This is a genomic window from Janthinobacterium longum, assembly GCF_051380735.1.
Classification (GTDB): domain Bacteria; phylum Pseudomonadota; class Gammaproteobacteria; order Burkholderiales; family Burkholderiaceae_D; genus Janthinobacterium.
In genome coordinates this window covers 70621-89500 of sequence record NZ_JBNYXQ010000010.1, presented here as the reverse complement: position 1 = coordinate 89500, position 18880 = coordinate 70621, and the positions used below count along the sequence as shown (strand labels likewise).

The 18880-nt window shown below is 60.3% G+C and carries 19 protein-coding genes and 1 tRNA gene; 12 read left to right on the top strand and 8 right to left on the bottom strand.

From position 1 onward, the window contains the following. The first annotated feature begins 15 nt into the window (after positions 1-15). Positions 16-939, top strand: coding sequence for a LysR family transcriptional regulator (locus tag ACQ4WM_RS21125; RefSeq protein ID WP_436548613.1), 924 nt, complete (start codon positions 16-18; stop codon positions 937-939). Between the two features lie 17 nt (positions 940-956). Here ACQ4WM_RS21125 and ACQ4WM_RS21120 read toward each other — a convergent pair whose 3' ends face one another. The 3 genes from ACQ4WM_RS21120 to ACQ4WM_RS21110 all read right to left on the bottom strand — a co-directional run bounded on the left by ACQ4WM_RS21120 (position 957) and on the right by ACQ4WM_RS21110 (position 4602). Continuing rightward, entirely contained in the window at positions 957-1190 is a 234-nt protein-coding gene (locus ACQ4WM_RS21120) for a hypothetical protein (RefSeq protein ID WP_436548612.1), read from the bottom strand. Positions 1191-1199: 9 nt separating this feature from the next. Next, positions 1200-2048: a hypothetical protein gene (locus tag ACQ4WM_RS21115; RefSeq protein WP_436548611.1), complete on the bottom strand. Its 849-nt coding sequence runs from the start codon at positions 2046-2048 to the stop codon at positions 1200-1202. Positions 2049-2337: 289 nt separating this feature from the next. Continuing rightward, positions 2338-4602, bottom strand: a complete 2265-nt coding sequence (locus tag ACQ4WM_RS21110; protein ID WP_436548610.1) for a carboxy terminal-processing peptidase — start codon at positions 4600-4602, stop codon at positions 2338-2340. 533 nt (positions 4603-5135) lie between these two features. Here ACQ4WM_RS21110 and ACQ4WM_RS21105 point away from each other — a divergent pair. The 4 genes from ACQ4WM_RS21105 to ACQ4WM_RS21090 are packed head-to-tail and all read left to right on the top strand — an operon-like array spanning position 5136 to position 8663. Continuing rightward, positions 5136-7106: a methyl-accepting chemotaxis protein gene (locus tag ACQ4WM_RS21105; protein ID WP_436548609.1), complete on the top strand. Its 1971-nt coding sequence runs from the start codon at positions 5136-5138 to the stop codon at positions 7104-7106. A gap of 37 nt (positions 7107-7143) precedes the next feature. Next, on the top strand, positions 7144-7416 hold the full coding sequence (locus tag ACQ4WM_RS21100) for a putative signal transducing protein (RefSeq protein ID WP_436548608.1): 273 nt from the start codon (positions 7144-7146) through the stop codon (positions 7414-7416). Between the two features lie 24 nt (positions 7417-7440). Then, positions 7441-7722, top strand: coding sequence for a hypothetical protein (locus tag ACQ4WM_RS21095; protein ID WP_436548607.1), 282 nt, complete (start codon positions 7441-7443; stop codon positions 7720-7722). A 44-nt stretch (positions 7723-7766) separates the two neighbouring features. Next, positions 7767-8663: a hypothetical protein gene (locus ACQ4WM_RS21090; protein WP_436548606.1), complete on the top strand. Its 897-nt coding sequence runs from the start codon at positions 7767-7769 to the stop codon at positions 8661-8663. A 10-nt stretch (positions 8664-8673) separates the two neighbouring features. On the opposite strand, the gene ACQ4WM_RS21085 is transcribed toward ACQ4WM_RS21090, so the two are convergent. Next, the gene (locus tag ACQ4WM_RS21085) at positions 8674-9237 is read right to left on the bottom strand and encodes a TetR/AcrR family transcriptional regulator (RefSeq protein ID WP_436548605.1); all 564 of its coding nucleotides are present in this window, start codon (positions 9235-9237) and stop codon (positions 8674-8676) included. A gap of 101 nt (positions 9238-9338) precedes the next feature. On the opposite strand from ACQ4WM_RS21085, the gene ACQ4WM_RS21080 reads away from it, so the two are divergent. Beyond that, positions 9339-10028 carry a glutathione S-transferase gene (locus ACQ4WM_RS21080; RefSeq protein ID WP_436548604.1) on the top strand — a complete coding sequence of 230 codons (690 nt, stop codon included), beginning with the start codon at positions 9339-9341 and terminating at the stop codon, positions 10026-10028. Positions 10029-10050: 22 nt separating this feature from the next. On the opposite strand, the gene ACQ4WM_RS21075 is transcribed toward ACQ4WM_RS21080, so the two are convergent. Continuing rightward, on the bottom strand, positions 10051-10599 hold the full coding sequence (locus ACQ4WM_RS21075; protein WP_436548603.1) for a thymidine kinase: 549 nt from the start codon (positions 10597-10599) through the stop codon (positions 10051-10053). 119 nt (positions 10600-10718) lie between these two features. Then, on the bottom strand, positions 10719-11558 hold the full coding sequence (locus ACQ4WM_RS21070; RefSeq protein ID WP_436548602.1) for a hypothetical protein: 840 nt from the start codon (positions 11556-11558) through the stop codon (positions 10719-10721). Between the two features lie 111 nt (positions 11559-11669). On the opposite strand from ACQ4WM_RS21070, the gene ACQ4WM_RS21065 reads away from it, so the two are divergent. Next, positions 11670-12113, top strand: a complete 444-nt coding sequence (locus ACQ4WM_RS21065; RefSeq protein WP_436548601.1) for a DUF2939 domain-containing protein — start codon at positions 11670-11672, stop codon at positions 12111-12113. Between the two features lie 80 nt (positions 12114-12193). Further along, positions 12194-12406: a hypothetical protein gene (locus ACQ4WM_RS21060; RefSeq protein ID WP_436548600.1), complete on the top strand. Its 213-nt coding sequence runs from the start codon at positions 12194-12196 to the stop codon at positions 12404-12406. 6 nt (positions 12407-12412) lie between these two features. Here ACQ4WM_RS21060 and ACQ4WM_RS21055 read toward each other — a convergent pair whose 3' ends face one another. Beyond that, positions 12413-13804: an HD-GYP domain-containing protein gene (locus tag ACQ4WM_RS21055; RefSeq protein ID WP_436548599.1), complete on the bottom strand. Its 1392-nt coding sequence runs from the start codon at positions 13802-13804 to the stop codon at positions 12413-12415. Between ACQ4WM_RS21055 and ACQ4WM_RS21050 the strand changes: the two genes are divergently transcribed. From ACQ4WM_RS21050 to ACQ4WM_RS21035, 4 genes are all read left to right on the top strand, one after another. Next, a complete protein-coding gene (locus tag ACQ4WM_RS21050) occupies positions 13803-14165 on the top strand; it encodes a hypothetical protein (protein WP_436548598.1) in 363 nt (120 codons plus the stop codon). The genes ACQ4WM_RS21055 and ACQ4WM_RS21050 overlap by 2 nt on opposite strands. 114 nt (positions 14166-14279) lie before the next feature. Continuing rightward, on the top strand, positions 14280-16562 hold the full coding sequence (locus ACQ4WM_RS21045; RefSeq protein ID WP_436548597.1) for a TonB-dependent receptor: 2283 nt from the start codon (positions 14280-14282) through the stop codon (positions 16560-16562). A 126-nt stretch (positions 16563-16688) separates the two neighbouring features. After that, positions 16689-16775 (top strand) — tRNA-Leu (locus ACQ4WM_RS21040). Positions 16776-16830: 55 nt separating this feature from the next. Next, positions 16831-17253, top strand: coding sequence for a DUF7684 family protein (locus tag ACQ4WM_RS21035; protein WP_436548596.1), 423 nt, complete (start codon positions 16831-16833; stop codon positions 17251-17253). A gap of 16 nt (positions 17254-17269) precedes the next feature. Here the strand turns inward: ACQ4WM_RS21035 and ACQ4WM_RS21030 are convergent, their stop codons facing one another. Then, positions 17270-18661 (bottom strand): nucleobase:cation symporter-2 family protein, encoded by a 1392-nt coding sequence (locus ACQ4WM_RS21030; RefSeq protein ID WP_436548694.1) that lies wholly within the window; start codon positions 18659-18661, stop codon positions 17270-17272. Between the last annotated feature and the right edge of the window lie 219 nt (positions 18662-18880).

The window sequence follows — 18880 nt, the reverse complement described above, 5'->3', positions numbered from 1 at the left end:
GGAGCCGTGCTTTTTATGGACAAGATCAAGGCCATGCAAACCTTTGTGCGCATCGTGGAAGCGAACAGCTTTTCCAAGGCGGCCGAAACGCTGAACTTGCCGCGCGCGGCCTTGACCGCCACCTTGCAGAAGCTGGAAGCCTACCTGGGCACGCAGCTGCTGCAACGCACCACGCGCCGCCTTTCGCTGACGCCCGATGGCGCCGAGTATTTCAACCATTGCCTGGCGATTTTAGGCGCCGTCGATGCGGCCGAGCAGGCGTTTCGCGGCCCCGACGCCAACAAGCCGCGCGGCATGCTGCGCGTCAACCTGCCTGGCACCGTGGGCCGCACCCTGGTGATGCCGTATATCGGCCAATTCCATGCCGCCTACCCCGCCGTGCAGCTGCACCTGAGTTTGACGGACCGACTGGTCGACCTGACCGGGGAAGGCATCGATTGCGCGCTGCGCGTGGGGCAGTTGCAGGATTCGGCCTTTATCGGCAAGCGCATCGGCAATATGCGTTTCATTACCTGCGCGGCGCCCGCCTACCTTGAACGCCATGGCCGGCCGCAGACCCTGGCCGACCTGGCCCGCCACCGTGGCGTGATGCATTTTTCAGGCCGCACCGGGCGCGCCTTCGAATGGGATTTCGTGCAGAACGGGGAAGTGGTGCGGGTGCAGATGACGGGCATGGTCTCCATCAACGATGCCGAGGCCAACCTGGCGTGCGTGCTGCAGGGCATGGGCCTGGGCCAGCTGGCCGTCTACCAGGCGCGCGAGCACCTGGCCAGCGGCGCGCTGGTGCCGGTGCTGGAAGACTGCCCGCCGACACCGATGCCGATGTCGCTGCTGGCGCCGCAAGGCCGGCTGGCCGTGCCGAAAGTACAGGCGTTTGCCGCCTGGCTGACGGCGCTGCTGGCGCAAAACGAGGATGTGCAGCAGCCGGACCGGCACTGATTCAAGCGTTCGCTGGTTCAAGCGTCCGATGATTTCCGGAAATGCTCTCGGTCCGGGTCGAGTTCCGGATACTGTCGTACGACCGGAAGCTGCAGCTTGCTCCATATCTGCATCACCGTCTCGGCCAGGCCGCTCAAATGCTGATGCCGTTCGGCATCGGGCAAGGTACGGATCACGGTATCGGCTTCGTTCAAGACTAGACCGATGTCCTGGTACAGCGACATGAGTTTCTGGGCGGTGGCTTGATCCATAGCGGCCCCTCAATTCTCAATAGAACAAAAATGCGTGCTTTCCTGCTTGTCGCGCGCCTGCACATTGACCAGCTTGCCGGCGCCGTCATACGCGACGTTGACGGTTTTTTCCTGCGGCATGACGACGTTCAGCATCAGCGAGCTGCCGCCCTCCATCAGCGTAAAGCCTTCGCTGACGGCCGTCTTCATGTCGAAGGCATCGTCGCCGATCCTGATCACGCCGTCGACCACCTCGACATCGACCTTGCGGCGCACCAGCAGGTTCTTGGTGTCGAGGCAGCCGATGCTCTGCTTCTTGCCGTTCAGCAGCTTTGCCGCAGTCAGGAACAGTGCCTGATTGTTGAAGCTGCCAACGCCGCTGTTATTGCTGCACATCAGGCCGATGTCTCCGCTCGACAGGCTGATGGTGCTTTCCTTGCCAGCCGGACTGGACATCAGCGACAGCATGCCGGTCTTGCCGTCATCGATGGCGAGCGTGCCCACGGTGCTGTATTGGCCTTTCTCGTCGCGCGAACGCATCATCATGGCCATTTTCGCAGCATGAAAATCGAGCTGCATGTCGCCGGACGCGACCTTGCCGTCGGCGCCTATCGTGACCAGCGCCTCCATCCTGCGCCCGTCCGGCATGCGCAGGCAGTTGCCGTTGTAGCTGCCGGCCAGCAATGGCCCCAGCGCTTTCCAGTAATCCAGCTTGCGTTCAGGCGCAGGCTCGGCGGCGGGCGCTTCTGCCACCTGAGCGTCGGCGGCTGCCTGGGCCTGCTTGCCCTCCCCGGCGTCAGCCGCTTCCGGATGCTTGCTGCAAGCACCCAGCAACAGGCTGAAGGCGATAGTGGACAACAAGGTGGTGCGACGGATCATAAAGTATCTCCAAGGAAAGGGAACTGTACGCTAGCATGAGAATTATATTTTTCGCAAGAACGATTCGATTGGAATCAAAGGCGCAAAAAAAAAGCCCGCTACGGGAGCGGGCTGAATCTATTTTCTTGGAGGAGAATAGAGGAGACAAATGAAGTATGCTGCATCGCGGCATATTATTCCAATTGATTATGGAAATGATAGAAATAGGCAAGTGATATAACTGCGGTACGACCATGAAAAACGGGGCCGGTCCCCTGCGGTTCCGGCCCGGTAGTCGATAGCGCGCTCGTTACTTGGTCGCTACCGGCGTTGCCTTGGTATCGGCGCCATATGGCAGCACCTTGGCGGCCAGGCGGGTATCGGCCTTGATCAGCGCCACTTCGTCGGCCAGGATGCGCACGGTTTCGTTCAGCAACACGTCTTTTGCGCTTTTGGCGGCGGACTCGGCATCGAGCTCGGCGCTCAAGGCACGCTCGTCACCCTGCAAGCCGTCATCGGTGCGCAAGGCACCCTTGACAGCTGCGATCTGCTTGGCGGTCTTGGCGGCAGCTTTCGCCCCTTTCAACACGTCTTTCGGATCCTGGATCACCACCAGGTCGTCGGCAGGGTTGGAAATTTGCGCGATCAGGCGCTTTTCACGCGCCCGGGTACGCGCTTCCTGGGCATCACGTTCCTTGCGGCGCACGGTTTCGTTCAGCGACAGCTGATTTTCCTTGCGCTGCTTGACGACCAGGGCGATGTCGTCCTGCAGGTACTGGAAGTCCTTGTCCTTGGCCACGCGCGCTTCGTGCTTTTTGTCCAGCAGCGGCACGACTTCCTTCATGTCGCCGGTCGGCGTGAACGGCGCGGGCTTGATGGCCACCCATGGCAAGGCGTTGTCGTAGCTCGATTCGCCGAAGTTGTCGGTGTCCGACATGGCCGGCAGCTTGATATCGGGTGTGACGCCACGCAGCTGCGTGGTGCCGCCATTGATGCGGAAGAACTGCGCCACCGTCATCTTCAGCTCGCCCAGGCGCGCTTTCTCGCTGCCGCCAAAACGGTCGAGGTTGATCAGCGTCTGCACGGTGCCCTTGCCGAAGCTGCCTTCACCGATTACCAGGCCACGGCCATAGTCCTGGATGGCGGCGGCGAAAATCTCGGAAGCCGAAGCCGAACCACGGTTGATCAGCACACCCATTGGACCATCCCAGGCCAGGCCCGCATTGGTATCGCTTTCAATGTCGACCTTGCCTTCGGCGCTGCGCTGCATCACCACCGGTCCCTTGTCGATAAACAGGCCCGTCAGTTCCACTGCTTCATTCAGTGAACCGCCGCCATTGTTGCGCAAGTCGATCAGTACATTGTCGACCTTGTCTTTCTTCAGCTCGCCCAGCAAGCGGGTCACGTCGCGCGTGGCGCTCTTGAAATCCTTGTCGCCGCGGCGGCGCGCTTCGAAATCCTGGTAGAAGGTCGGCAAGGAGATCACGCCGATGCGGCGTTTGACGCCGTTGTCGCGCACTTCAATGATGGATTTCTTCGCAGCCTGCTCTTCCATGCTGATCTTCTTGCGCACCAGCGGCACAATGGTGTGCTTGGCGTCCGGGCCGGCATCGGCCGGCAGGATGTCCAGGCGTACAGTGGAATCTTTGGTGCCGCGGATCAGCTGCACCACATCGTCGATGCGCATGCCCAGCACCTCGACGATCGGGCCGCTGTCGCCCTGCCCCACACCAACGATGCGGTCGCCGACTTTCAGCTTGCCCGACAGCCCAGCCGGACTGCCCGGCACCACTTCGCGCACGACTGTGTATTCGTCGCGCGTCTGCAGCACGGCGCCAATGCCTTCCAGCGACAAGCGCATGGCGATATCGAAGTTTTCCGAGGCGCGCGTGCCCAGGTAGTTGGTGTGCGGCTCGATCGACATGGCGTAGGCGTTCATGAAGATCTGGAACACGTCTTCATTGTTCAGCTTGCGCGAGCGCGCGGTGTAGCTTTCATAGCGCTTGTCGAGCGTCTCGCGGATGGCCTTGTCTTCCTTGCCGGCCAGCTTCAGGCGCAGCCAGTCATTCTTGACACGCTTGCGCCACAGGTCGCGTACTTCTTCTTCGTTTTTCGGCCAGGCGGCTTTTTCACGGTCGATCTGGTAGCTTTCGTCAGCCGAGAAATCGAATTTGGTCTTGAGCAATTCGCGTGCATACGCCATGCGCTCATCGAAACGCTGCTGGTACAGATTGTAGATGGCGAACGGCGCCGTCAGGTCTTCGCCATTGATGGCATCGTCGAGCTTGGTACGCAAGGGCGCGAAACGGTCGATATCGGCCTGCACGAAAAAAAGCTTTTCACTATCGAGCGACTTGAAATAGCGGTCGAAGATTTTTTCCGACATCGCATCGTCGAGCGGAGTGGCCTTGTAGTGATAGCGCGACAGCACGCGCGAAGCCCACAGCGCTGCTTGCGTCTGCTGGGCCAATGGCTTCATGATGGGCGGAGGAGCGGCGCTCTTGTCGGTCTGGGCTGCGCCAGCGTGCGCTGACATGGCAAGCGCCAGGGTGACCAGGATTAATTGCTTCTTCATCGGCTTCTCCGAAAATTGGTTAAATCATTTACTGGCAGTGCAACTGATCGCATAACGATCTTGCAGCTGCCTATAAGACGGTAAAAAATGGGGATGTTGCGACTGGTCTGGCTCTTATTCTACAGGATACACACAGCCAGCCTACGGCAGGCAATCAGTTTCTTCCCGGAAGCTTAAGCGCGCGTTAAACAGCCAGGCGTATTCCTTACAAACTGAAACATTATCACGCAGATGTCACTGGCACAAAGACCAGCTTCCAGTGCCATCTGCACATGGCATGCTTGCCTACATTAATCTCAAGTGCTTGTATTCATTGAACTTTATAATTCCACATGGCAACACAAATGTGCTTGCTGTGATATCATCCGCCTTTGGTCGCCGTGCTTTCAACACCGCCACCGGCCAGTCCCACCCCCTTTTTCAGCACTCTTGTACCTGCGCTTCATTCGCTTGCCATTGCCTGTTTTTTGACCGGCGAGGCATATCGTGCGTGCACCGCGCGCAGCCATTTTGACTTTTTGAATTTACTACCCATGAAGAAATTTTCCTTTCATCCCCGGCACTGGAGTGTCGGCGGCAAGATCACCGTTTTTACCTTTGCCTTGGTCAGCCTGATCCTGGCCAGCCTGACAGCGCTGACCAGCCTCCGTACCTCGCATGTGCTGGAGCAGCGCGCAGAGGCTGCCGTCAATAGTGAACTGAACGGCGTCATGACCACCACTGAAGTTTTTCATGCAGCCATGGTGAATGAAGCAGCCAGCTTCGCCCGGCTGTTTGCTGCGGAATTTCCCGGCCCGTTCGCGGTCGACAGTGCCACCATGGTGGCCGTGGCAGGCAAGGCCACGCCGCAGTTGTCCAATGGCGACAAAGTGCTTAATCTCGATACCGCCCTGGTTGACCGCTACACGGCACAAACCGGCGTGATCGCCACCATTTTCGCTGCCAGCGGCGATGAATTCGTGCGCATCAGCACCTCGCTCAAGAAGCAGGATGGCGAACGCGCCATCGGCACCGAGCTCGACCATAACCACCCCAGCTACGCCCCGCTGCGCGCCGGCCAAAGCTATGTTGGCATGGCGACCCTGTTCGGCAAGCAATACATCACGCAATACGACCCCGTGCGCGACGCCGCCGGCAAGGTGGTGGGAGTGCTGTTCATTGGCCTTGACATCACGAAAAACCTGGCGATGCTGAAAGAAAAAATCCGCCAGGTAAAGATCGGCCAGACCGGCTACATCTATATCATTGACACGGCGCCCGGGGCCAACTATGGCCACCTGGTGCTGCATCCGAACAGCGAAGGCAAGAGCGCGCTCGACTTCAAGGGCAGCGACGGCCGCCTGTTTATCCAGGACATGCTGAAGCAGAAAACCGGCGCCATGCGCTATACCTGGAGCGCACCGGGCCAGAGCGCCACTGCCGCGCGCGAAAAGCAGCTGTATTACCGCGAGTTCAAAAAATGGCAATGGATTATCGCTGGCGGCACATTTACCGATGAAATTACGGCGGAGGCACGCCAGATGCGCAATCAGCTGGCCATCTCGGGCCTGATCGCTTTGCTGGTGTTTGCCATCTTGCTGTACCTGCTGGTGCACAAGCTCATCTCGCGCCCACTGGCGCATGCCGAAAAGGCCGCCGAACAGATTGCCGGCGGCGACCTGACGGTGCACCTGGACACCACCAGCGAGGATGAAATCGGCCGCTTGCTGCGCGCCCTGAACCATATCAGCGACAACCTGTCGAAAGTGGTGGGCCAGGTGCGCGGCAGCGCCGGCCAGATCGCCACCGCCTCCGGTGAAATCGCCAGTGGCAACATTGATTTGTCGAGCCGTACCGAACAGCAGGCCAGTTCGCTGGAAGAAACTGCCGCCTCGATGGAACAACTGAGCTCGACCGTGCGCCAGAACGTCGAGCACGTGCAGCAGGCCAGCAGCCTGGCACAAACGTCATCCGAACTGGCGGCCCAGGGCGGCGCGGCCGTGGCGCAAGTGACCAGCACCATGGAAGCGATCCGCGCCTCGTCGGGCAAGATCACCGACATCATCGGCGTGATCGACGGCATTGCCTTCCAGACCAATATCCTGGCGCTGAACGCGGCGGTGGAGGCGGCACGCGCCGGTGAACAGGGTCGTGGCTTTGCCGTGGTGGCCACCGAAGTACGCAATCTGGCGCACCGCTCCAGCGCAGCGGCAAAAGAAATCAAGGACCTGATCGAGGCCTCGACCAGTACGGTAGACCTGGGCCATGCGCAGGTCAGCCAGGCCGGCGCCACCATCGCCAAGGTGGTCGACAGCGTCCACAAGGTCAGCGCCCTGATGGCGGAAGTGGCGCAAGCGAGCGAAGAGCAGCGCAGCGGCATCGACCAGGTCAACCAGGCGATCGCACAGATGGACCAGGTGACGCAGCAGAACGCGGCGCTGGTGGAAGAAGCAGCGGCGGCGGCCGATGCGCTGCAGGAGCAGGCGCACGATATGCAGCGCATGGTGGGCGTGTTCAAGCTGTAATGCTAAGATCGGGCACAGCCACTGCCGGGAGCCTTCCATGCACGACGACTACGTTCTGATTGCCCGCCTGATGATCCCCACCGACGCCCACGTGCTGCGCGGCTGCCTGGCCGCCTCGGACATCGACGTGCTGCTGACGGACGACCAGCATATGCAGGCCGACATGCTGCTGGCGGCCGCCATCGGCGGTGCGCGCATCATGGTGCGTGAACACGACGTGGCGCGCGCGAAAGAAATACTGGCGGCGTTCGAACGCGGCGACCTGGCCTTGTCGGACGATGCCGACGTGGGCGCGCCGGTAGCCGAGTAGCACCTTGATCTGAAAGCACACGAAATGGCAGCAGGCGGACCCGGCGATCACCCCTTGAAAGACCTGCTTCACTTCAACATGCATGTTTTTGATGACGAATGTGACGCTCTCATCAGGGACCTTTCAAATTACCTGTCTGAAGCTCAGCTATACGACAGCATCGACTGGTTTGTGACTTTTGGCATGACAGCATCGCAACTGGCTGATTTCAAGGCACAACTTTCCCAAAAACTCCTGGCCCTGAAAAGATTGCCGAAAATTGCTGATCGCGTTCAGGCAGGTGGCAAGCCCACCGCGAGAGAATGACAGGCAAATGGTATAAGTCGTATTTATATTCAAGGAAACAGACAATGAAGCCGGCGACTTCAAATAATCTCACCTCATTAAAAATATTAAAAAAGCTGTACCACCATCAAAATGCGCACTATGACCCAGTGCGTCATGTCAGCATCTATCAAGAAGACATATTGACAACGCAGGAACGCCAGCAATTGGAACAAGATGAATGGAAGGCCAACGATATTCTGGCTGTCAATCATGATTCCCTTGTTCAATGCGTTCGAAGCTGGGGGCAACATGCGGCGTTGTCGCTGACCCGTGCGAGCGCCGAATTCGTGGCGGCTGTTGGCGGAAGTTATCCTCGCGGCATGACGGTCTTGCATAGCACGCTTTTTGCATATCATGTACCTGATCATGCATATCAGCCCGCCCGTCGCTTGCTTGCCTGTGGAATTTGCGGATTTCCGGAACACGACGCTGCATCGGGTCGAGAACATTGCGAGAATATCGCCGCGATACGTTATGCTTTATATCAAGGAAGATTATATGACAGCCTGATCGGCGTTTACACTGATCTGCAAGAGCGCATGAGTTTGCCGGCCATATCGCCGACGAAACAAGATATCGCTGTCTTTCGCAAGCTGTTACAACAGCTGGATCAGGCAGATCAGGACATGACGCCTGGTTCGTATGAGAAAAGCCTGACAGCCAGCAAATTAATCAAAGGTCACGCGGGCACGCGCCGTGATGTTCTGCAATCCTTGTCGTTTGCCGGGATTCTTCCCAATTCACATATCCAATTGAATCCCGGCACCTGGACTGCCTTTGAAGACATCGCAGATCCTGAAGTGCCTCCGAATAACACCAAAGGCCGTTCAGATATGGAAATGCCGTGGGCCGGATGGCAAGGGAAGCTTGGCGTGGATTGGGCAAAGGCGCATCAATTATTCGGCGCTTACCTGTCATAAATGATGGCGTTCAAGCGGGCAGCAGGCCCACCGCGCGATAAGTGTTGATCATCGTATCGTACAAGGCGATATCGGCCCGGCTGCGCGCCACCAGCTGCGCGCCGACCATGGCAGCGTAGATCGCACGCGCTCTGTCGCCGCTGTCCTGCGCGCTGGCCTTGCCGGCGGCAAGCAGCATCCTGGCCAGCCAGGCCACATTCACATCGGCAAACATCTTCACTTCCGCCCTGACTTCCTCGGGCAGGTCATCGAATTCGGCCGCCATATAACTGGACAAGCACATGCGGTTGTCGTTCTCCAGCGAACGCCGAAACGTGCCGGGATACAACTTCAAGCAGGCGAGCGGATCGTCGCCCGCCTCCTCCAGCGCAAACAGTTCGGCGGCGGAGTCTTCCCAATAACGTTTCGCCACGGCAGCGGCAAGGTCGGCCTTGCTCTGGAAATGGTAGTAGATGCTGGCACTCTTGATGCCGACGGTGTCTGCCAGCGAGCGCATGTTCAGCCCGCTGTAGCCATGGGCTTGCGCCGCCTTCCTGGCGGCGTCCATGATGGCATCCCGATAATTTGCAGCCATTCTTTCTACCTGCTTTCTCTTTTGAATAATACGTTGACAGTGCAGATTATAGCACCTACACTCAACCTACCGAATGTTAGGTAGATACATGGAAGCTGATCATGAACACCACAACTATTGCCAATATGACGATCCACGACTGGTTTGATGGGCCCTATCCGGCCCGGGTACGCATTGCTGTCGCCGAAAAGCAGATGCAGTCACAGATCCGCTACGAAGCGGTAAATCTGTGGACCGGCGAACACAAGCAGCCTGCGTTCCTGGCCAAAAACTATTCCGGCACCCTGCCCGTGCTGGAACTGGCTGACGGCACTCTGATTGCCGAATGCACGGCCATTACCGAGTACCTCGATAATCTGGCAGGTACGCCTACTCTGAGCGGCACCACGCCACTGGAAAAAGGCACCATCCATATGATGAGCCGGCGTGCCGAACTGGAACTGCTCGACGCGATCAGCACCTATTTTCACCACGCCACGCCAGGCCTGGGGCCAACGGTAGAGCTGTATCAGAACAGGGAATGGGGCTTGCGCCAGCGCGACCGCGCCTTGCGCGCGATGAAATACTTTGACACGGTATTGCAGAAGCAGCCGTATGTTGCCGGCGAGACCTTCTCAATGGCGGATATTACCGTGATCGGTGCCTTTATTTTTGCAGCCATCGTCAAGCTGCCGGTGCCGCCGGAATACGCGGCGCTGCACGCCTGGCATCAGCGCATGCAGCAACGGCCCAGCGTTATCGCATGGGAAAAAATGGTGGAGCAGACCCAGGCAACCATGGCCAGCAAGTGAGGCATTAGCGCCGGGGCGCTTTTCAGGAATAAAAACAGCGGCCGCACGCCTGGCGGTACGATTCATTGCCGCCAATACTGATCTGCTCGCCTTCCTTGATACGGCGCCCCTGCTCGTCGACGCGGATATTCATGGTGGCTTTTTTGCCGCAGGTGCAGATGTTCTTGAGTTCTTCGATATCGTCGGCCAGCGCCAGCAGATAGGCCGAGCCGGGAAACGGTTCGCCCTTGAAATCGGTGCGCAGGCCATAGCAGATAACCGGCACGCCCTTCACTTGCGCCAGTTGGTGCAACTGCTGCACTTGCTGGGTGGTCAGGAACTGCGCCTCATCGACCAGCAGGCAGGCGACTTGCGGAATATCGAGCAGGAAGTTGGTATTGGCGTCGAAAATATCGACTTCGCGCTGCGGTCCCAGCCGTGAAGTAACGCGCCCCACGCCATAGCGGCTGTCAATGGCGGCCGTGTACAGGCGCACTTTCTGGCCCTGCTCTTCATAGTTGTGCGCGACCTGCAACAAGGCCGTTGACTTGCCCGCGTTCATTGCGGAATACCTGAAATAAAGTTTTGCCACTGCTGCCTGCCCTGTCTCAATACGATTTACCACGTTCCTGGAGGCGCCATTATAAGGCTGTTGCCGGGAGCGCGACAGCCTGCCTTGCAACCATGGCCTTGATGGCCGGTGCCGGCGGATCAGGAACCATCAATCAGCGCCGCAATGCGCTGATTTAATTCCGTATTTTCCGCCTGCAGCTGAGCCACGCGCTGCTTCAGGCTGGCCAGTTCGCCACGCAGGCGTTCCACTTCGCCTGGCGCCTGGGCGGCGTTTTCGGCCCATGGCTCGTTGCCGGTCTCGGGCGTATCCTGCGACACATGCGGCGTTTTGGGTTCGCGCGGCGTGCGCGTGGCGGCGCGCTGTTCGCGGATCTCCTTGGCTGCCTGGCGCAGCAGCTTCTTGCCGCCGGCCACGGCCGCCACCTGCTCGTCCTGCGGCAAGGAAGCGACCGTTGCCGCTGCGTTGATGGAGATGGTGCCCGAACGCACCGCTTCGACCAGCTCCGGCGTGGCCGCCTTCTGGATCTTTTCAATCTGGCTGATCTGGTTGCTGGACAGGCGCGCCGCCCTGGCCACGTCTTCGCGCGTGCTCATGGCCGGCCTGGCGACAGCTTCGCCCTCCGCCGCTTCCTCGTCGGCGGCCGGCGCCGGGCTGCGCGCGGCAACGATTTCCTTCTTGCGCAAGGCCAGCACGCCGCGCTGGAAATCCGACACGCTGCGCCGCGCCAGGTGATTGTCGATCATCCACAGCATCACATCGTCGAGCGACTCGAAACTGCTGTTCTGGATGGTCCTGAACTCGATATTGTGCTTGCGGCAGATGGCGTAGCGGTTGTGGCCGTCGATCAGCACGTCGTTCCACAGCACCAGCGCATCGCGGCAGCCTTCGGCCAGCAGGCTGCGCTCGAGCGCGGCGTATTCGCTCTCGGTCAGCGGGTCGACATACGACTGCAGAGCCTGGTTGATAATGATATTCATGGATGTCCTCTGTAATACGGCGCAATGGTGCGCGCCGGCACGCATGCTACACCATCTGCTTTGCCGCACCGGGTAAAATCACGGCCACTCCCATCAGCCCGGCATCGAGCCATGAAAAGAAAGCACGCCGTCGCGGCGATTTTTACCGTTGCCGCCGTCGGCTTCACGTATGTCAGCCCGTATATCGCCATGTACCGCATCAGCATGGCCGCCAGGTCGGTGCGCACGGCGAGCCTGGCCCAATACGCCGACCTGCCGGCCCTGCGCGCCAGCGTGGCCCGGCAGTTGCGCGCGGCCGGTGAAGCGGGCAGCGAGGAGGAACTTCGGCAGTTGCTGGGCAGGATCGTCTCGCCGCCCGGCCTGACAGTGCTGATCCTGCACGGCAAGCAGGGAGCCGATGGCCGGCGCCACGATTTCCGCATGTTCTACCGTTCCTGGAACGAGGTGGTGCTGCGGCGCGCCGGCGCCGATCAGGCGGCCGGCAGCTTCGTGCTGCGCCGACGTGGCATGCTGGACTGGCAACTGGCCGATCTTGTGCTGCCTGCCGATTTATGACGCGCCCGCATGCCGGGCGCGTTGAAGCCATGCGCCAGTCGCTGCTATGATCTGATCTTCAATCTTTCATCGGAGGCAGCATGTCGGATCTGGTACAACAAGCACTGGCCCACGCGGGCAAGTCGGCAAGCACGCCATGGGTGGTGACGCTGGTCAGTGGCGAAAAACTCACCGGGCCGATCTCGCCGCTGGCCGAGGGCTGCTACGCCATCGGCCTGGGCCAGACCAAGTATTTTTCCAGCGACAAAGTGGCCTGTCTGAACGTGTCGGGCGCCGGCGCGTTTCCAATCTAACCATCATCAGGCGGCCAGCGGCACCGACGCGTCCAGTGGCGGCAAGCGTGCGAGGGCCGCCTTGAGGGCGTCGAAACATTGGGCATCGATGGCCGTGCCTACCGTTTCGGCCATGATGTCGAGCGCTTTCGGCACCGGGATCGGCCCGCGATAAGGCCGGTCGGCAGTAATCGCGTCAAAGATATCGGCGCAGGTGATAATGCGCGTTTCCAGCGAAATGGCGTCGCCGGCAATGCCGCGCGGATAGCCCTTGCCGTCGAGCCGCTCATGGTGGGCGGCCGCCACGACGGCCAGTTCGGCAAACGCGTCGATGCGCGACAGGATTTTTTCCGTGTAGCCCGCATGCAGCTGCACCGCCAGCCACTCGTCGGCATCGAGCTTGCCTGCCTTGTCGAGCACGCTGTTGCTGACGCCCAGCTTGCCCACGTCATGCAGCAAGGCGCCACGCTTGAGCCAACGACGCCGCTCCACCGATAGCCCCAGCGCCTCGCCTATCATGTCGGTGTACAGCGCCACCCGTTCGCTGTGGCCGCTGGTGTACGGACTTTTCGAATCGACTACCTGGCCAAAAGCGGCGGCGATATCGTCGAGGTAGTCTTCATCGACCGGCACCATGCGCGCTGCCGGCTCAAGGGCAGCGACCGCCGCGCCGATATCCTGCGAGCGCAACATCGACCAGAACGCGCCCGATTCGGCCACCCGTTCGAACGCGTCAACCAGTTGCGGATCAAACCAGCTGCCGGCGCGGCGCCGCACTTCTGCGCGCGCCTCGCTGGCGCCGTCAGCCGTATGAAACACATCGATCACCTGCGCCATCAGCGCAATGCGTGCGAACAATGGAATGTCGTTGCCAACCAGTTTGCCGGGCTTGCCCTGGCCATTGTAATGCTCGTCCAGGCTGTAGATGCCGGCCGCCACGCTTTCCGGGAAACGCAACAGGCGCGCAATCTCGGCGCCGCGCTGGCAGCGCGTGGCCACCAGTTCCTGGGCGATGCGCGTGCCGTCGCGCAATATCGTCATGACGGTGCGAAACCGCTCGGCCAGGCCAGCTTTCAGGCCCGTATGCTTGAGCACGAATTTGAGCACCTGCGGCAGGCTGTCGCCGACTGTCTTGTAGCCCTGCTTGAAAGCCAGGTCGTCCGTCATGTACAGCTCGCAGATGCGCGCCGCGTTGCTGCTGCAACCGAGGTCCTTGAGCAGCAGCGTGTAATACAGGTTCCACAGGTCTTCCTCGTTCATGCCGGTCGCGCGCCCCAGGTGCATGCCGATCCAGCAGCAGCGGATGCAGTGTCCCTCAGGCTGCCCTTCGGTAATGTCCAGCGCCTGGCTCAGGGCGGCAATCAGTTCGGACAGCTTGATGCTGTCAGCTGGCAATGGCGTGCTGCTTGAAATTAGCATGGTGGAAATTAAAATTTCTTTTGTGAAATTATTTTCTATTTTACGCGATGCCTTGCCTGTGTGCATGACGGTCAGCTATCTCGCCATCGGTGACGCATGGCAAGGCTGGAGCAATCGCAGAGATGCCTTCAAGACAGGAGCATGTCGCATTGCAGCAACATGCGGCGCATACCACCGTGCCATTCCAAACTGTTGTTTTTACGTCTCGGAAGCGTGGGGCAATACCACGTTCCGTGGCTATTCAGGCGGAAACAGCCTGTTTTCCGGCTTGGTCGCGGACGCGCTGGCTCCTCACTATGCATCAGCCTGCAAGCAACGACAAATACGATTTTCTTGGTGGATTCAGAGGAAATTGCTATGAATTGATCGTCCAAAAAATGGTCCGATTGGCAAAAGTTTCCGTGCTAGCATGACTTTTAATGACCGTGAAAGCCGGCCTTTCCATTCCCAAAACCAGACCGATAGGAGTCGTTTGATGATCACACAGCATGCAGGCATGGTGCGCCGCACCTTGATCGCCCTGGCAATTACCGCCGCCTTCCCGCTGCAGGCCATGGCGCAGGAAGTCGCGCAGGACGCCCCGCCCGCCGCCCCCGCCGCCAGCAGCTCGGGCGCAGGCCAACTTGAAACCGTGATCGTCACCGCCCAGCGCCGCGCCGAAAACATCAAGGATGTGCCGATGTCGATCGCCACGCTGAAGGGCGACAAGCTCGACGTGCTGACTGCCGGCGGCGCCGATATCCGCTTCCTGAACAGCCGCTCGCCCAGCGTATCGGTCGAGTCCGACTATGGCCGCACCTTCCCGCGTTTCTATATTCGCGGCCTGGGCAATACCGACTTCGACCTGAACGCATCGCAGCCGGTCGGCCTGGTAATGGATGATGTGGTGATGGAAAACGCCATGCTCAAGGGCTTTCCCGTCTTCGACGTCGACCAGGTGGAAGTGCTGCGCGGCCCGCAAGGCACCTTGTTCGGCCGCAACTCGCCGGCCGGCGTGATCAAGTTCGATTCGGCCAAGCCGGTCTTCAAGACCGAAGGCTACCTGAGCGGCGGCTTCGGCAAGGATGGCATGAAAAACGTGGAAGGCGCGTTCAACGTGCCCGTCAGCGACACCGTGGCGCTGCGCTTCTCGGGCCAGACCCAGCGCCGCGACGACCGCGTGCATAATCCGCGCCCGACCGGCACGCGCGATTTCGAAGGCTATGAAGACAGCGCCGGCCGCCTGCAGGTACTGGTCAAGCCCAACCGCGACTTCAGCGCCCTGTTCAATGTGCACGCGCGCAACCTCGATGGCACCGCCACCCTGTTCCGCGCCAATATCCTCAAGCAAGGCACCAACGACCTGGTTGACGGCTTTGACTACGACAACTATCCAACCGACGGCATCAACCGCCAGCACCTGAAAACCAAGGGCGGCAGCATGCGCCTGAAATGGGACTTGCCAGGCGTCACCCTGCACTCGATCACCGGCTACGAAAAGCTCGATTTCTTCAGCCGCGCCGACGTCGACGGCGGCTATGGCGCCGTGTATGCGCCACCGATGGGGCCAGGCTTCATTCCGTTCGTGGTGGAAACGGCCGACGTGATTCCGAATCACAAACAGATCTCGCAGGAGTTCCGCGCTGAATCGAGCGCGAAAGGTCCGCTGCAATGGATAGGCGGCCTGTTCTACTTCAAGGAAGACATCCAGATCGACAGCATCGCGTTTGACAGCCTGTCGCCAGGCAACCCGCAAAGCCCGAATTATTCGACGCAGAACCAGAGCTCGAAATCGTACGCCGCCTTCGGCTCGCTCAACTACACGGTATCGGACGCGCTGAAACTGCGCGCCGGCGTGCGCTACACGCGCGACGAAAAGGACTTTTCCGCCAAGCGGGTGGAAGCGACCACGGCCGGCCCGTTCAACCTGGACGACACCTCGCACAATATCAGCTGGGACCTGAGCGGCACCTATGTGCTGACGCCGTCGACCAACGCCTACGCCCGCGTGGCCACCGGCTACCGCGCCCCGTCGATGCAGGGCCGCTTGAACGGCCTGGCCGACCGCCCTTCGTTTGCCGGCGCGGAAAAAGCGCTGTCGGTCGAGGCCGGCATCAAGCAGGACCTGTTCGACAAGCGCGCCCGTTTGAGCCTGGCCGTGTTCCAGTACCGCGTCAAGGACAAACAGCTGACGGCCGGCAGTGGCGCCGTCAACATGAACCAGCTGATCAATGCCGACAAGGCCATCGGCCGCGGCGTGGAACTGGACTTCCAGGCCAACCTCAGCGATGCCTGGAGCATGACCCTTGGCGGCAGCTACAACCATACCGAGATCCAGGACAAGAGCCTGTTCGTGCAAAGCTGCGGCAACGCCAGCAACAATGCCGCCAGCGGCTGCACCGTCACCGACCCGCGCGGCCCCTTCCCCGGCACCGCCTATATCGACGGCAACCCGCTGCCACGCGCACCGGAATGGCAGGGCAACTTCACCCTGAAATACAGCATCCCGGTCGCCAACGGCGAGTTCTATGCCTACACCGACTGGGCCTACCGCACCAGCTACAACTTCTTCCTGTACGAAGCCAAGGAATACAAGGCCAAGGAACTGCTCGAAGGCGGCCTGCGCGTCGGCTACAAATGGGATCGCTATGAACTGTCGGCCTACGGGCGCAATATCACCAACCAGATCCAGTCGCTGGGGGCCATCGATTTTGACAATTTGACGGGCATCGTCAATGAACCGCGCACCTATGGGGTGCAGTTCAAGGCGACGTTCTGATCGCTGATCGCTGACGAAGACCATCGGCTCAAAGATGCCGTTCGGTGCAAGCCGGACGGCATTTTTCCTGCCAGCCTGCCGCTGATGGCATAAAGGCTACCTCTTGTGCTAGAATCTTGCCGCGCTGCCCGGATGGTGAAACTGGTAGACACTGGAGACTTAAAATCTCCCGCCTGTAAGGGCGTGCCGGTTCGATTCCGGCTCCGGGCACCAGCGCACATGCTGGCTGCAACGGTGGCGCGCACTCATTTCTGCAATATTCCCCGCCATGCAAAAACAAATCCTGCGCTACCTGCATCTTACGCCCGACAGCGATTTCCCCGTGCTGGAAGAACTGTCTCCATTCAAAGCCATCTTGATTATCGAAGCCGATGTGGCGGAAATGACGATGTGGGAAACATGCCGTGCGCTGGTCACGGCAGGTTGCTTGTACGCATCGGTTTGGGGCAAGCAGTGCGAAGCCTGGCATGACGCCATCGACGATGCTTATCTGGAAGCGACCAATTACGACGACGTGGAGCCGGACAAAGCGCTGGCGACGACCTGGCATGAAGATGAGGAGCTGAGCGAGGTGTTCTGGTTCGCCAAGCATCGCGCCGTGCACCCCGCCGAACTGCGCGCAACGCTGATACTGCATATCGCCGCAGCGCCGCGCCGGGACGAACTCGAAGCGGCGTATCACGACGCCTGAGCCAGCAGTCTATAAGCTACTCGCTGCCATGGCTGCTGTCGCGCGCCCTGGCGTTGGCCTCTTCCCGGGAACCGATACCGTTGAAGAACAGGTTCAGCAGTACCGCCGCGATTGCCGCCAGCAAGATGCCGCTGTGCAGCAGTGGCGACAAGGCCTTGGGCATATGCTGGGCATACTGCTCGGCGACCAGCGGCAGCATGCCGAAACCAATCGCCAGCGCGACGATAAACAGGTTGTTGCGGTTGCTCTTGTAGTCGACGCCGGCCAGGATGCGGATGCCGGTGGCGGCCACCATGCCGAACATCACCAGGCCCGCGCCACCCAGCACAAATACTGGCACGGCTTCGGCCGCCTGGGCGATTTTCGGGATCACGCCCATCACCAGCAAGATAAGGCCGGCGGCCACGCAGACCCAGCGGCTGCGCACGCCCGTGACGCCGACCAGGCCGACATTCTGCGAGAACGAGGTGTAGGGGAAGGTGTTGAAGATGCCGCCGATCAGCGTACCCAGGCCATCCACGCGCAAGCCGCGGCTGATGTCAGCCTGATCGATGCGTTTGCCGGTCATCTCGCCCAGTGCCAGGAACATGCCCAGGGATTCGATCATGACCACGATCATCACCAGGCTCATGGTCAGAATCGCTACTGCGTCAAAGGTCGGCATGCCAAACTGGAACGGCGTGACGACCGCAAACGCCTTGGCGCCGGCCACCTTGGAAAAGTCTGTCTTGCCCAACATAAACGCCAGCGCCGTGCCGGCAATAATGCCGGTCAGCACGGCGATATTGGCCAGGAAGCCGCGGCCATACTTTGCCACCAGCAGTATCACCACCAGCACGAACAGCGCGATGCCCAAATTGTCCAGCGCGCCATAGGCGGGGTTGGCGATCAGCGGCGCCATGCCGCTGCCGGCGGTGGCGACGAATGCGGGATCGGGAATTTTCGCCATCGATGGCGGCCCGCCCATGGCCCAGTTCACGCCAACGCGCATCAGCGACACGCCGATCACGGCGATGATGCTGCCCGTCACCACCGGCGGAAACAGGCCCAGCATGCGGCCGATCAACGGCGCAATCAGCATCGATACGATACCGGCGCCGATCACCGCGCCAAAGATGCCCGTGATACCCAGCTCGGGGTTGTTCGCCATCGCCAGCATGGGGCTGACGGCGGCAAAGGTGACGCCCATCATCACCGGCAGGCGGATGCCGAAATACTTGCCCAGGCCCAGCGACTGGATGAGGGTGACCAGGCCGCAGCAGAACAGGTCGGCGCTGATCAGTGCCGCTACCTGCCCGGGCGGCAGCTTGAGGGCACGGCCAACGATCAGCGGCACGGCGATGGCGCCCGCGTACATCACCAGCACATGCTGCAGGCCGAGGGTGAACAACTTACCAGGCGGCAGCATTTCATCGACGGGCGACGGCGCGTCGCCGGCAGGCGCTGCACTACGGCGGGGGATGGCGGTCAAATGAGGTTTTGGCAAGATGCGCTCCAGGCAGTGGGCGATGGAAAAGGGATGTGACCTGCCATGCATGCATCGTGCCAGAAACCACGCGCGCCAGTTCAAGCCCTGGCGCGCCTTCAGCAGAAAACCGTGACTGGCTTGCACTTTTTTCATGCATAT